The organism is Candidatus Solincola tengchongensis (genome assembly GCF_015711935.1).
GTDB lineage: Bacteria > Actinomycetota > Geothermincolia > Geothermincolales > RBG-13-55-18 > Solincola_A > Solincola_A tengchongensis.
Genome location: NZ_JACVJJ010000108.1, coordinates 24,347 through 38,820 on the forward strand (window position 1 = coordinate 24,347; position 14,474 = coordinate 38,820).

At 64.9% G+C, this 14,474-nt stretch carries 12 protein-coding genes; all 12 read right to left on the reverse strand.

Annotated elements, in window-relative coordinates; genetic code table 11:
- Positions 1 to 109: 109 nt before the first annotated feature.
- Complete coding sequence (gene gatB / locus H7007_RS11210; protein ID WP_287155369.1) at positions 110 to 1,567, reverse strand: Asp-tRNA(Asn)/Glu-tRNA(Gln) amidotransferase subunit GatB; 1,458 nt, start codon at positions 1,565 to 1,567, stop codon at positions 110 to 112.
- On the reverse strand, positions 1,567 to 3,036 hold the full coding sequence (gene gatA, locus H7007_RS11215; protein ID WP_287155370.1) for an Asp-tRNA(Asn)/Glu-tRNA(Gln) amidotransferase subunit GatA: 1,470 nt from the start codon (positions 3,034 to 3,036) through the stop codon (positions 1,567 to 1,569). Before gatA ends, gatB begins: the two co-directional genes overlap by 1 nt.
- Before the next feature lie 143 nt (positions 3,037 to 3,179).
- Positions 3,180 to 3,890 carry a histidine kinase N-terminal 7TM domain-containing protein gene (locus tag H7007_RS11220; RefSeq protein ID WP_287155372.1) on the reverse strand — a complete coding sequence of 237 codons (711 nt, stop codon included), beginning with the start codon at positions 3,888 to 3,890 and terminating at the stop codon, positions 3,180 to 3,182.
- Position 3,891: 1 nt separating this feature from the next.
- Positions 3,892 to 4,173: an Asp-tRNA(Asn)/Glu-tRNA(Gln) amidotransferase subunit GatC gene (gene gatC, locus H7007_RS11225; RefSeq protein ID WP_287155373.1), complete on the reverse strand. Its 282-nt coding sequence runs from the start codon at positions 4,171 to 4,173 to the stop codon at positions 3,892 to 3,894.
- 94 nt (positions 4,174 to 4,267) lie between these two features.
- A complete protein-coding gene (gene ligA / locus H7007_RS11230; protein ID WP_287155374.1) occupies positions 4,268 to 6,268 on the reverse strand; it encodes an NAD-dependent DNA ligase LigA in 2,001 nt (666 codons plus the stop codon).
- Positions 6,269 to 6,609: 341 nt separating this feature from the next.
- Positions 6,610 to 7,344 carry a UPF0280 family protein gene (locus tag H7007_RS11235; protein ID WP_287155375.1) on the reverse strand — a complete coding sequence of 245 codons (735 nt, stop codon included), beginning with the start codon at positions 7,342 to 7,344 and terminating at the stop codon, positions 6,610 to 6,612.
- Positions 7,345 to 7,353: 9 nt separating this feature from the next.
- On the reverse strand, positions 7,354 to 7,785 hold the full coding sequence (locus H7007_RS11240; RefSeq protein WP_287155376.1) for a hypothetical protein: 432 nt from the start codon (positions 7,783 to 7,785) through the stop codon (positions 7,354 to 7,356).
- 165 nt (positions 7,786 to 7,950) lie between these two features.
- Positions 7,951 to 8,184: a hypothetical protein gene (locus tag H7007_RS11245; RefSeq protein ID WP_287155377.1), complete on the reverse strand. Its 234-nt coding sequence runs from the start codon at positions 8,182 to 8,184 to the stop codon at positions 7,951 to 7,953.
- Between the two features lie 321 nt (positions 8,185 to 8,505).
- Entirely contained in the window at positions 8,506 to 8,916 is a 411-nt protein-coding gene (locus tag H7007_RS11250) for a hypothetical protein (protein ID WP_287155378.1), read from the reverse strand.
- A 33-nt stretch (positions 8,917 to 8,949) separates the two neighbouring features.
- Positions 8,950 to 11,094: a complex I subunit 5 family protein gene (locus H7007_RS11255; protein WP_287155379.1), complete on the reverse strand. Its 2,145-nt coding sequence runs from the start codon at positions 11,092 to 11,094 to the stop codon at positions 8,950 to 8,952.
- A gap of 96 nt (positions 11,095 to 11,190) precedes the next feature.
- Positions 11,191 to 12,705: a complex I subunit 5 family protein gene (locus tag H7007_RS11260; protein ID WP_287155380.1), complete on the reverse strand. Its 1,515-nt coding sequence runs from the start codon at positions 12,703 to 12,705 to the stop codon at positions 11,191 to 11,193.
- A gap of 283 nt (positions 12,706 to 12,988) precedes the next feature.
- Entirely contained in the window at positions 12,989 to 14,473 is a 1,485-nt protein-coding gene (locus H7007_RS11265) for a complex I subunit 5 family protein (RefSeq protein WP_287155381.1), read from the reverse strand.
- Position 14,474 lies beyond the last annotated feature (1 nt).

Consider the following 14,474-nt stretch of genomic DNA (forward strand, 5'->3'; position numbering starts at 1 on the left):
GCTCCGTACATGTGCGGGCTTACCTACCGCCGCATGGCACGCGGTCCCCGGGTAACACGGCATCGTGCGACAGGTCGCCCCGCTTCCGTATGTGCCGCCGTGCTGCCGGTCAACCTCCCTCGTTGAGCCTGGCGGCCAGTATCTCGTTCACCAGTTGCGGGTTGGCCCGCCCCCCCGTCCGGCGCATGACCTGCCCCACCAGGAATCCCAGGGCCTTCCCTTTGCCCTTCCGGTAATCCTCGACCACCTTGGGATTTTCTTCCAGCACTTCCTCCACCAGGCGTTCCAGTTCCCCGCGGTCGCTTATCTGGGCCATGCCCCTCTCCTCCACCACTTCCAGGGGAGGACGGCCGCTCTCCAGCATCTCCTCCAGCACCGCCTTGGCCATGGTCACGCTCACCGTGCCCTTCTCCACCAGGGCGACCAGTTCCGCCAGCCGCTGCGGGGTCACCTTGAGGTCGTTCACCTCCAGCCCCCTCGCGTTGAGGAAAGCGGAGATCTCCCCCATCATCCAGTTGCTCACCGCCTTGGGCGGCGCACCGGCGGCCACGGCGGCCTCGAAGTAATCCCCCATGGCCTTGGAGGAGGTGAGCAGGACGGCGTCGTGGGCGGGCAGCCCGTATTCCTCCCTAAAACGCCGCCTCCTCTCCGCCGGCAGCTCCGGGAGGGACGACCGGACCTCCTCGATGAAGCTCCGGTCCAGCTCGAGGGGCACGAGGTCGGGTTCCGGGAAGTAGCGGTAGTCGTAGGCGTACTCCTTGGTGCGCAGGGGAGTGGTCACGTTGGCGTCCGCGTCCCAGTGGCGGGTTTCCTGGACTATCTCCCCTCCGGTTTCCAGTACCTCCCTCTGCCGCGCTATCTCGTAGTCCAGGGCCCGGTAGAGGGCGCGGAAGGAATTCATGTTCTTTATCTCCGTCTTGACCCCCAGCTCTGAGGAGCCCCTGGGCCGGAGGGAGACGTTGGCGTCGCAGCGCAGGCTCCCTTCCTCCATCTTGCAGTCGGATACCTCGAGGTGTTCCATGATGCTCTTCAGCTCCTGCATGAAGAGGCGGGCCTGCTCCGGGGTGCGGATGTCCGGCTCAGTGACGATCTCCAAAAGGGGCACCCCGGCGCGGTTGAAGTCCTCCAGGCTGTACTCCGAGCCGTGGATACGGCCGCTCTCGCTGGCGTGCACCGTCTTCCCGGTATCCTCCTCCATGTGCACCCGGGTGATCCCCACCCGGAAGGCCCCCTCCTCCGTCTCCAGGTCCAGGTACCCGCCGACGCCCAGGGGAAGGTCGTACTGGGATATCTGGTAATTCTTGGGCATGTCGGGATAGAAGTAATTCTTGCGGTGAAAGATGCACCTCTCGGCTATCCGGCAGTTTAGGGCCAGAGCCAGGCGCACGGCCAGTTCCACCGCCCTTCGGTTGAGCACCGGCAGGACGCCCGGAAGGCCGAGGCACACCGGGCAGGTCTTGGTGTTGGGTTCCCCGCCGAAGGAGGCGTCGCAGGAGCAGAACATCTTGGAGCGCGTCTTCAGTTCGGCGTGGATCTCCAGGCCGATGACCGCCTCGTATCCGCCCATCACCCCACCCCCCTTCCCGCCGGGGGCCTCTCCCGGAAACCTATGGCCTCCTCCATGGCCCGAGCCACGCGGAGCAGGGTGGCCTCGTCCAGCACCTTGCCCATTATCTGCAGGCCCACGGGCAGCCCGTCCTCCAGGCCGCAGGGGATGCTCACCGCGGGGATGCCCGCCAGGTTCACCGGTATGGTGCACACGTCGGAGAGGTACATGGCCAGCGGGTCCTCCACCTTCTCCCCCAGCCGGAAGGCCGGCGTGGGCGAGGTGGGGCTAACCAGGACGTCGTAGCGCTCGAAGGCCTTCCGGAAATCCCCCAGGATGAGGGTACGCACCTTCTGGGCCTGTCCGTAATAGGCCTCGTAATACCCTGCGGAAAGGGCGTAGGTCCCCAGCATGATGCGCCTCTTCACCTCGGCCCCGAAGCCCCGGGCCCGGGTCTTTCCGTACATCTCCAACATGTCCTCCCCTTCGACCCTCAGCCCGTAGCGCACCCCGTCGTAACGCGCCAGGTTGGAACTGGCCTCGGCGGGAGCGATGATGTAATAGGCGCTCAGAGCGTAGTCCAGGTGAGGCAGCCCGGCCTCCTCCACCTCCGCTCCCAGTTCCTGGAAGATGGCCAGGCAGCGCTCCATGCATTCCCTCACTCCCGGCGTGAGGCCCTCCTGCATGAGCTCTCTGGGCACCCCGACCCGCATTCCCTCGATGCCTCCCTCCATGGCCTTGAGGTAATCGGGGACCTCCACTTGCAGGGAGGTGGAGTCCCGCGGGTCGTGCCCGGCGATGAGGGAGAGGAGCAACGCGCAGTCCCGCACGTCACGGGTTATGGGCCCTACCTGGTCCAGGGAGGAAGCGAAGGCCACTAGCCCGAATCTGGATACCAACCCGTAGGTCGGCTTCAGCCCCACCAGCCCGCAGAAGGAGGCCGGCTGGCGGATGGAGCCGCCGGTATCCGAGCCCAGGGCCCAGATGGCCTCCCCGGCGGCCACTGCCGCCGCCGATCCGCCGCTGGAACCGCCGGGCACCCTCTCCAGGTCCCAGGGGTTGCGGGTGGGGCCGAAGGCGGAGTTCTCCGTGGAGGAACCCATGGCGAACTCGTCCATGTTCGCCTTGCCCACCATGGTGAGGCCGTCACGGCGCAGACGGCCGATGACCGTGGCGTCATAAACCGGGACGTAGTTCTCCAGGATGCGCGACCCGCAGGTGGTGAGTATGCCCCGCGTGCAGAGCACGTCCTTAACCGCCATGGGTATCCCAGCCGCCGGGCCCGGATCCCGTCCCTCGGCAAGGGCGGCATCCGCCTCCAGAGCCGCCCTCTCCGCCTCGTCGAGGGTCAGCGTGATGTAGGAGCGCACGCGCTCCTCCACTTCCCGAACCCGTTCCCGCACCGCGCGGAGGATCTCCACGGCGGAGACCTCCCTGCGTCGGAGCATCTCCCTCAGCTCCCAGGCCCGGGCTTCGTACAGCTCTACCATCTATTCCGCGACCTCCGTTCTCACGCGTCATGGAACCCGTAAACGTATCCTGTGGCCAGAGCGCTTCCCACCCGATTCCGCGCTCTCCTCGGAGCGGCGGATGGACGCGCCGCTCCTGTGGTTCCCCCCACGGCCCTTCCCTCCTATCCCGTTTCTCGGCCGAGGTCCTCCCGGCCCCACCACCTACCCGCCACCCCCCAGGCCAGTACCAGGGCACCCACGAGGCTGGCCAGCTCCACAAGCGGGACACGGGCTTCCCACCACCCCTGCGCCCCCAGCACGCCCCCCAAGACGTTGGCGTAGAAGAGGATGAGCAGCGCGGCCAGTATGATACCCATCCTCTGGGTCTCCCGGCGGTGGCCCTCACGGCGCAGTTCCCTCAGGAGGGCGGCGATGTGATAGATGGCCAGAAGGGAATAGAGGAGGAGCGCGGCGGCCACGATCCATGTCGCCGGAGATGAGTTGTCCGGGATCCACGCCTTGCTCCTCCGGCAGAGCATGTCCTCCCCGTTGGCCAGCACGGCGGCCGCGGACAGCTGCAGGGGGAGGGACCAGAAATAGGCCCTGTAATCCACGTTCCGGCTGAAGGAACGCGCGAAGAGGAAGACGAAGAAGGAGCTCGAAAGCACCAGCACCGAGGTGGCCTGAGAGAACGACAGGCTGACCGTCCGGTCCTCCACCCACCAGGAGACGGCGGAGGATATCGCGGACAGGGCGGCGGCCAGGAGCCAGAGGAGGAACCAGAGACCGGTCTCCCCCTTGATTCCACTCCGGATGCGGAACCAGACCGCGATTCCCGCCAGGACCACGGCGGTGGCGAGGAGCAGGATGGGGCTCACCGGCCTCTCCACCACCTCAGATGATCCTGGGCACGGCGAAGTACCCTCCTTGGCGACGGGGAGCGTTGGAGAGGGCCTCCTCCTGCGTCAGCCCCGGCTCCACGACGTCCTCCCGCATGACGTTGCGCAGGGGGACCACGTGGGAGGTGGGCTCTACGTCCGAGGTGTCAAGCGATTTTATCTTCTCCGCGTGCTCCAGCACCTGCCCGAGCTGCCTGGCGAACCGTTCCTTCTCCTCGGCGGTCAGCTCCAGGCGGGCCAGCCAAGCCACGTATTCCACGTCCCTTTCCGTGATCATCCACTTGCCCTCCGTTCTCCTTACCGCCTACGTTCCCTTAAAAGAAGGGGCTTCCCGCTCCCCGTCCCATGATATACCCCAGCCATCCGCGCGACTACTCCCGAAGGAGGGCCAAGAACTCCTCCTCGCCGATTATCCTCACCCCGAGCTCGCGGGCCTTATCGTACTTGCTGCCCGGGTCGGTGCCGGCCACCACGTAGTCCGTCCTGCGGCTCACGCTGGAGCTCACCCTTCCCCCTCTCTCCTCGATGGCTTCCCGTGCTTCCTCCCGGGTCATGGAGGAGAGAGCCCCGGTGAGCACGAAGGTCAATCCTTCCAGGGGCCGCGGCCCCTCCTCCACCTTCTCCTCCATGTTCACCCCGGCCTCTCTGAGGCGCCGGATGAGCTCCAGGTTGCGCGGCTCGTCGAAGAAGGCCCTCACGCTCTCGGCGATGGTGGGGCCGATCTCCTCCACGGAGAGCAGCTCCTCCACCCCGGCCCGCGCCAACTCTTCCATGCTCCTGAAGCGCCTGGCCAGCAACTCGGCCACGTGGGCGCCCACATGTCGGATGCCCAGAGCGAAGAGCAGGCGCGAGAGCGGCCTTTCCTTGCTCTGCCGGATGGCGTTCATGAGGTTGGAGACCGACTTGTCCTTGAAACCGGTGAGGGTGTACAGCTGCTCCTCGGTCAGGTAGTAGATGTCCTCCACGGAACGCACGTAACCCTTGTCCATGAGCTCCCGGATGGTCGCCGGACCCAACCCCTCGATGTCCATGGCCCCCCGGGAGGCAAAATGGAGCAGGCTCTCGAAGAGGCGCGCCGGACAGTCCACGTTCACGCACCTGGCCACCACCTCCCCCTCCGGGCGGTAAACCTTCCCGCCGCAGGCCGGGCAGCGATCGGGCATGACGAACTCCCGCTCCGTGCCGTCACGCAACTCCACGATGGGCTTGATGATCTCGGGGATGACGTCCCCCGCCTTGTGCACCAGGACCACGTCCCCGATCTTTATCCCCTTGCGGCGTATCTCGTCCTCGTTGTGCAGGGTGGCCCGGGAGACGGTGGAGCCGCCCACGAAGACGGGCTCCAGCACCGCGGTGGGGGTCAGCGCTCCGGTACGGCCCACGTTGACCACGATGTCCAGAAGGCGGGTGCTCTTCTCCTCGGCGGGGAACTTGAAGGCCACCGCCCAGCGCGGAGCCTTGCTCGTGGCCCCCAGCCTCTCCCTCGCCTCCAGGGGATTGACCTTGATGACCGCGCCGTCCACCTCATAGGCCAGCTCGTCCCGCCTGGCTATCCAGTACTGGCAGAACTCCAGGATCTCCTCCACCCCGTCGGCGGGCCTCCAGTGCTCGCTCACGCGGAACCCCCAGTCCGCTATCTGCTCCAGGACCTCGCGGTGGGTGCGGAACTCCCGCCCCTCCACGTAACCAATCTCGTAGCAGATGAGGTCCAGGTTGCGGGAGGCGGTGATGCGGGGGTCCAGCTGGCGGAGCGAGCCGGCGGCGGCGTTTCGCGGGTTGGCGAAGGGGGGCTGCCCCTCCTCCTCCCTCTGCCGGTTGAGCTCCAGGAAGGCCTCCTTGGGCATGAAGACCTCGCCCCTTATCTCCAGGTAGGGGACCGGGCGCTCCCCCAGGAGCCGCAGGGGAAGAGACCTGATGGTCCGCAGGTTGGCGGTGACGTCCTCGCCGGTCACCCCGTCGCCCCGCGTGGCCCCGCGCACGAAGACCCCGTCCTCATAGGTGAGGGCGATACCCGCTCCGTCTATCTTCAGCTCGCACACGTAATCCGTCTTCCCCACCTGGTTCTCCACGCGGCGGATGAAGGCTCGCAGCTCATCCTCGTCGAACACGTTGTCCAGGCTCATCATGCGCGCTCGGTGCTGCACGGGCTGGAAGGCCTCCGCGGGAGGGGCGCCTACCCTCTGGGTGGGTGAATCGGGGGTCACCAGCTCCGGGTATCTCTCCTCCAGCTCCACAAGCTCGCGCATCAGGCGATCGTATTCCTCGTCGCTGATGACCGGTTCGTCGAGAACGTAATAACGGTAGTTGTGGTAGTTCAGCTCCCGGCGCAGCTCCTCCGCCCTTTTCTCCGCCTTCTCCCTATCCAGGCTCATCGCTGACCCCCCTGCCTAATTCGTGGTACCCATTTAATTTTATACAACATGAGCGGCGCCCTGCAGCGCTCGCAACGCGAAGAGACGCTCTCTTGGGGAACGGCTCTCGAGGGAGACGGGATTAAGCCGCATACGGGGCCATATCCGTCGGGACGACTTGTGGAGCCGGATGAAGGCCGCGGGCGACGGCCAACCTCTTTTCCAATTCCTTCCTGGAGAAAGGCGTCATCGGACTCGGACCTCGCCGTCCGCCTCCACCGGAGAGGGGATCCTCCGCTTGCCACCTGCCTCTTGAACGCCGGCCGCGTCAAAGCCACCGGGGGCAAGGCACCACCTTACGTTTACCCGGCCCTCTCCAGCCTCAGGTCGCCCCTCACTCCCAGCCTGTCTCCCATGATGACCAGGCATCCCGTCACGCCCTCCAGGCCGGCCACGTAGGCCAGGGCTTCCTCCATATCCTCCGGCGACTTGACCCGATTACCCAGGGCGGTGGCCGCGGCGTCGGCCAGGCTGGCGCTTTCCGCCACCACCAGGGCGGCATCAGCCGCCCCCGCGCTGTAGGAAGGCCCGACGGTGGCCGAAGAGGTGCAGATCCCCAACCCCTGCGGAGGAGTGGGCGCCACCACCAGGGCCAGGCGCCCGCTGAACGGGGACTCGCCGGCGAAGATCCCTATGCGCCTCTCCGACCTCGAGCTGAGGAAGATGTCTCCACCGTTCTCCACCATCAGTTCCGGCGATAGAGGCAAGAGGTCCAGGCCCACCATCTCCGCGACCGCCCCGGCCACCGCGGCCATAGGGCCCACGTGGGCGCGAGCCGCTGCTTCCGCCATGCGCCTCACTATCTCCGGCGCCTCCACGGGAACCGCATAAGGACGGAAGGTGGCGGCGAAAAGGGGCTGGCGGGCGATGAATTCCTCAAGGAGGGAGCGATGCCGGGTCAGCGAATCGAGGGCTTCCTCGCGCAGGTCTCGCAATGCCCAGATGAAGAGGTCGCTCTCCTTCAGCCTCACCTGGAAGGAAACCAGGCCCTCCGCCCGCATCTGCCGGCGGTAGAAACGGTGGATGTATTCCCTCATCCGCGGGGATCAGAGGCCGGAAAGGCCGATCTTCGGCAGGACCATCCAGGATATGAAGGCCACGTAAAGAAAAAGACCCAAAAGGAAGCACGAGACCTGCCCCAGCAGCAAGGACTGCTCCACCTCTTGACCCTTGGGTTCGGCCCTCGAGGAGAGTAGGGGCTCCGACTCCCTTCCCTCCTCTTCCCCGATGCCCGCATCACCGGCGACGTCCGGAAGGGGAGACGACTCCTCCCCTGCGCCGCTCACCATGTTCGCCACCCCCAGGACCGTGGAGAGGGTCATGAAGACCCAGGAGGCGAACAGGAGGTAACGCGTCCACTGGTTGGAGGTGAAGTTGGCCAGCCAGGAACCGGAGATGAGGATGATGATGGACAGAGGTATGAAGATCACCGCCAGAGCGGTCAACCACCGCGCCGCTCCGAACTGCTTCTCGCTCATTTCCTACCTCCTTGGGACCTCGAGAACATGCGCATCTCGTTCCAGACAAGAACTTTAAGCTTGTGGGCCTGCGAGCTCATCCTCCGAGGAGCCCCACTCGCTCCTCGCAAGGCCATGGGGGCAACCCGGCCGGACCAGACGTCAGGAACCGTCAGGGCACGAGCCTCATCCCTCCTTGCTCTGCCTTTCCTCCTCACCCGCCTTGCGGCGGGTGACCACAACCACGGTGATCACCGCGGCCATGATGGCCAGCCAGATGGCGGCGATGGTCACCACCAACTTCACCGAACTGCTCTTCTCGCCCTCTCCGGATTCGGCCGCCTCCGCACGAGCCGTGGAAAGGCCGACCGTAAGCAGCAGGACGACGACCAGGACAAGGACCGATGTTTTCCTAAGCATTCTTCACCCTCCATGTCATCCCTTTATTGGTCCCCCGAACCCCTTTCATCTTTTCTTCACACCTTCTCACGGCGCCGCATCTCCCACCCGCACAGGAGAAACATCCAAACCGCTTCTCCATGTCCATCCCTCACCGGCCGACTGCCTTCCTCTCTCCTCCACCACGGACCTTCATGCCCTTGCCCAGACCTTTTCCCGGCCCTGCCCATACCGCGAAGGCCGTGTCACCCTGCATCACGCATCCCCAACGCCATCAGGGACCGGCCTTCCGGCGGGGCAAAGGGCAATCCTCCCGACGGCGCCACCCTGACCGCCGACCCCTCAGACCAGCCTCATGATCAAGAGCGCCACCAGGGTCACGGCGATGGCCAGCGCTCCCAGGGCTATGTCCCGGTTAAGCCGCCGGGCGGCGTCGGGCAGCATGCGGCGCGCCTCTCGCCTGAACTTCCTCCAGTCCCTCTTGAAGGTCACCTTGGCCCGCTTCTTGAACTTGGCGTAGCTCCAGCCCCCACCTGCCAGAAAAGCCTGGAACTTTCTGGCAGCGCGCACGTACCAGTACTCGATGCGTGCCTCCCGTGGATAGCGCAGGGAAAAGGGGTCGAACTTGAACAGCTTGAGGTCGAAGAGATCGGAGGCCGCGGCGTAGAGGAGCACCGCCCCACCGACCAAGGCGGCGATGAAGGCCGCGAAGAGGTCCCGTCCCAGGTTGCCGGTTGCCGTCAATCCCAACATGGCCACATGGCCTCCTCCACACCGGTCATTCTTTCACATCAGGCGCATGATCAAAAAGAGGGTGAGGGACACGGCGATGACCAGGGCGCCCACGGCGATGTCTCCCTGGTACTCGCGGATACGGGGCAGAAGCTCCCTGCGCGCGTTTCCGTAAAGCAGCAACGCTTGCCGGCTCACCCATGACGCGGGACGAGTGGTAAGCGAGGGATATACGACCTCCCTCACGGCATGAACGGCCGCCGCGGCGCCTCTCCTGCACAGGGCGACCACGTTCTCCTTCACCGGCGCGTAGTTCCTCTTTCCCCAGAAGAGCAGCCTCAAGGAGCCGCGCGCCGCGGCCAGGTACCAGAAATCCACTCCCAGCCAGCGGGGCAGGCGCAACTGGAAGAGGTCCGGGCCCCTCCTGCGCACCCGGAACAGGTCCGGCCATGCCCCCAGGACGAAGACGCTCAGTCCGATGGCCAGAGGCACGAATATCTCCTTGATATTGGACCACAGGAATATGGTGGTATGCGCCAGGTGCTCCACGTAAAGGGCCTCGAGGCCCGGCACCGTGCCCGCAGCCGGCCCGACCAGCCGCCGCATGAGGAGGCCCGGGAAAAGCCCGTTGAAGAGGACCCCCGCCGCGAGCAGCCCGGTGCCGGCCAGCATCCATGCGGGGGCTTCCCGGACGTGTTCCAGATGAGAGGCATGTTCCGGGTCCGGCCTGCGGAAGAAGGTGTAATAGGTCATCTTGGTTATATATCCGATAGTGCCTCCGCTGGTGATGATGAACATCGTCTCCGCCGCCTTCACCCAACCCGCGGTGGCCAGACGTGCGCCTTCCGCCAGGTGGTGGGATTCGAGTATGGCATGGTGGAGCAGGGTCTTGGAGACGAAACCGTTGCCCAGGGGGATACCCATGATGCCCAAAGCGGCGATACACCAGAAGAGCGTGGTGAGGGGCATACGCCTCCAGAGCCCGCCCAGCTTGAACATGTCCAGCTCGTGGGCACAGAAGAGGACCGAACCCGCGGCCAGGAAGAAACATCCCTTGAAGAAAGCGTGGTTGATGATATGGTAAAGGCTCCCACCCATGCCCATGGCCCCCTCGGCGCCCAAGTACCCCAGGCATCCCACGCCGAAGAGGATGTACCCCATCTGGCTCACGCTGGAATAGGCCAGGGTGCGCTTGATGTCCCTCTGCACCAGCGCCAGGAGCATGCCCAGGAACATGGTGGTCACGCCTATCCAGATGACGGCGAACCCCAGCATGCGCACATCGGCGGCCAGACCCCCCGCGGCATGGACGGCCGCCTCCACTCCGTGTCCCGCCGCAGCCTGCCCCTCCGCCCCGTGGGCCACGGGGGACTGCAAGAAGCTGAGCGCCGTCCTCAAGATGCCGTAGGCCCCCGCCTTGATCATGACCCCGGAGAGCAGGGCGCTGGCCGGGGAGGGTGCCGCGGGGTGGGCGTCGGGCAACCAGACGTGCAGAGGCACCATGCCCGCCTTGACCCCAAAGCCGGCGATGAGCATGACCACTGCGGCCACCTTGAAGGGCCCGGTCAGCCAGGCGCTCTCCATGAGGGGCCGGAAGGAGGTGGTTCCCGCGTATCCCAAGTAGAGGAACACGCCCCCGATGAGGCTCAGGCCGCCGATGACGGTCATGCCCATGTACTTGGCCGCCGCCGCCCGGGCCCGGGGGGTCTCGGAGTGGATGACCAGTAGGTAGGCCAAGAATCCCATGGCCTCGAAGAAGAGATAGAGGCTGAAGAAGTCCTGCACCATGAAGACCCCCAGGGTGGCGCTCTCGGTGAGGAGCATGAAGATGAAGAAACGCGTGCGCTTGTGTTCATGGTCCATGTAGCGGAAAGCGTGCAGCGAGGCCGCGAACCACAGGATGGAGGCGAAGAGGGCGAAAAAGGCCCCCACGGCGTCCACCTCCAGCCCGCAGGAGAAGCGCTCTCCCAGGCGCAGGAATCCGAGCTCGAAGTACACGGGCCCCTTCCCCGTCACCCGGGCCAGGAGGGAGGCCACCACCACCAGGGTGAACCCGGTGCTCAGCACCGCGGACCAGTTGCGGAGGCGCGGCCTCCTCTCTCCTCCCACCGCGGCCCCGGCCGCTCCCACAAGCGGCAGGAGGAGAGCCAGTGCCGGGAGGAAGCTGAAAGAAAGGACGGCCAGTGTCTCCTCATGCACCGCAGCGACTCACCCCTTTGTCACCCCTTTGCAAGAACCTCTCCCGCCGTACTCGCGTTCCTGCAGGCACCGCCCAAGCCCGAGAGCCGTTACCCATCATCGGAATATGACGTTGACCACCTTGCTGACCAGAGAATAGGGGAAGCCGGGCACGTTGCTCCAGATACCCGCGATGACCACCAGGGCGGCAAGGATGACCACCGGTACCACCAGCTTGTGGTCGGCCTCCTTGCCGAAGACCAGCTTGGGATGGTGCCTTTCCCCGTGCTCCTCCAGCTCGTCTCCCTCCCACCGGAAGAAGGCCATGTAGATGATGGGAAGGAAGTAAGCCGCGTTCAGCAGGGCGCTCACCAGAAGGATGACGATATATACCGGCAAACCCGCCTCCAGGGAACCGCTCCCCAGAAGCCACTTGGTGACGAAACCCACCGAGGGCGGCGTGCCCATCATGGCCAGAGCGCATACCGAGAAGCAGATCATGGTTATGGGCAACTGGTAACCGATGCCCGCCATCTCGCTGATGTTCTTCTTCCCCGTCTTCACCAGGATGACCCCGGCGCACAGGAACAGGCAACCCTTCATGAGCGCGTGATGGGTGAGGTGCATGACGCCGCCCAGCGCCCCGTCGTGGGCTAGCATGGAAAGCCCCAGGATGATATAGGAGACCTGCCCTATGCTCGAGTAGGCCAGCCGGCGTTTGAGGTTGTCCTGGGTGAGGGCGAAGACGGAGGCCACAACGATGGTTATGCAGGCCAGCACGGCCATGACCGGGTAGACCTTCAGCTCCCGCATGAGCTCCACGCCGAAGACGTTGAAACAGACCCGGATAATTCCGAAGGCGCCGGCCTTGAGGATCACGCCGGAGAGCAGGGCGCTGGCCGGGGAAGGCGCCGCGGGGTGGGCGTCGGGCACCCATCCGTGCAGGGGCATGATGGCCGCCTTGACCCCGAAGCCGGCCAGGTAGGTGAAGAAGACGGCTGTGAGTGCGGCCCTGGAGGCCATTTCCAGGCCGAGCACGCCGTATCTGCCGAACCCCAACTGCCCGTCGCCCCAGAAATAATGAGCCACGATGGCGAAGAAGAGCACCGTGCCGGCGGCGATGGCGTAAACCAGGTACTTGTAGCCAGCGCGGCGGGCCATGGTGGTCTCCTCGTGGATGATAAGGGGATAGGAGCCGAAGGTCATCATCTCGTAGAAGATGAAATAGGTGAACATGTTGGCCGAGAAGGCGCAGCCCAGGATGAAGGACTCGCACATGGCCATGAAGGCGAAGAAGCGGTTGTGTTTGTGGTCTATGTAACTTATGGAGTACACCGTGGCCAGCATCCACAGGAAGGCCAGTATGAGGCCGAAATAATAACCCAGGGTATCCACGGTGAGGCGCATCTCCAGACTCTCCACCACGCTGGCCAGCTTGATGGTGTAGGTGTTTCCGTCCAGGATGCCCGGGAGCATGGACAGCACCACCCCGAAGGTGGCCAGCGAACCCAGAAAACACAGCCACAGCCGGAGCCTCTCCGCCCGTTTCGGGAAGATGAGGATGGCCAGCAGCGATACCCAGGGAAGCAGGATGGCTACCAGCGGTACTGCCGAGAAGGTGCTCTCTCGCATCGACTACCCCCTTGTCCGCTCATGAAGACGCAGCGTCAATACACTCCGTATCCGCAAGGGCCTCTAGCCCGGCCCCATGAACCCGGTCCGCGGCGGATTGGCAACGGGACGTGACCCGGAGGCCTCCATCATGGCTCCTCGCCCCGCCGTAGAAACCCATCTCGGTCCCCCTTACCCGCCTCCGCCTCTTGACCCGTCCCTCTCCGTACTGCATTCCCGGCTCGATGTTCGACCCTTCCGACCCGCGCGCGAAAGGGCGGCCTCCCACGGCTCGGACGCCGATCTACAGGAGGTACGCCGCCGCCCTGAGGAGCGACGGGATGAGCAGGGAGGAGAAGACGCCGAAGAAAAGCGTGGCCAGCGAGAGCACCCAGACCGGCGCCAGCATGGCCGGCGGGGCATCGTGCCACGACTCCTCCCAGGCCCCCTCCTTCCCCGCTTGGAAAAACATGTAATAGAGTATCCTAAAGCAGTAGACCGCCGCCAGGATGCTCCCCGCTAAAAGCACCACCGCATACAGCCACTTCCCGCCCTCCACGTTCCCCAGGATGAGGTACCACTTGCTGATGAACCCCGCCGTGGGAGGGATGCCGATGACCGAGATAGAGGCCAGGGCAAAGGCGAAACAGGTCCACGGCATCTGCGACCAGGCCCCCTTCAGGTCCTCGATCCTCCGGTACCCCTTCATGTATATGAAATTGCCGGCGCAGAGGAAGAGACAGGCCTTGGCCAGGCCGTGGTCCAGCATGTGGTACATGGCCCCGGTCAGCCCTTCCGCGGTGAAGGCGGTGAGGCCGAGGAATATATACCCGATGTGGCTCACCGTGGAATAGGCGATCATCATCTTCAGGTCCTTCTGGAGGATGGCCATTATCCCCCCGTAGAGGACCGCCGCGGCGGCGGCGACCCCCACCGCGTCCGCCGTGCCCATCACCAGATCGGTGGCCCCCAGGGTGAAAACGGAGAAGGTGACGCGCACCAGGGCGAAGGTGCACACCTCCACCAGGAGCCCGGAGAGGAGGGCGCTGATGGGCGAAGGGGCTATGGAGTGGGCGTCGGGAAGCCACATGTGCAGGGGAAAGAGGGCCGCCTTGACCCCGAAGCCCACCACCAGGAGGATATAGGAGACGATGAGCACCTCCGTGTATCCCGACTCCGCGATGCGCCGCGCCAGGTCGGCCATGTTCAGGGTGCCGGTGACGGAATAGAGCAAACCGATGGCCAGAAGGACGATGATGGAGGAAGGCGCACCCATAAGGATGTACTTGAAAGCGGCGCGCACCGCGTTGCGGTTGCCGGTGATGGCCACCAGAGCATAGGAGGAGAGAGCCAGGATCTCCATGAACACGAAGAGGTTGAAGATGTCCCCGGTGGCCACGAAACCGAGCATGGCGCCGGACATGAGCAGGTAGAGCACGTAATAGGCGGTCCGCCTTCCGGGGCTAACCTCCTTGTCAATATAACGCCGCGAATATATGAGGGCCAGGAAGGTTATCCCGCACACCACCAGCATGAGGAACAGCCCCACGTAGTCCAGGCGTATCTCGATACCGAAGGGCGGCTCCCAGCCTCCCATGTGATAGCTGAGGTATCCTCCCGAAGGTATGCGGCCAATGAGGAGTATACCCAGGAGGGTCGAGGCTCCCAGGGGCAGGAGGGCGACATAGGGCACCCACCTCTCCTTGGCGTAACCCAAGAAGGGCAGGAGGACCGCCCCCAACAGGGGCACGGTGATCATGAAGATCGGGAAATGCCTCCAGGCCCCCACC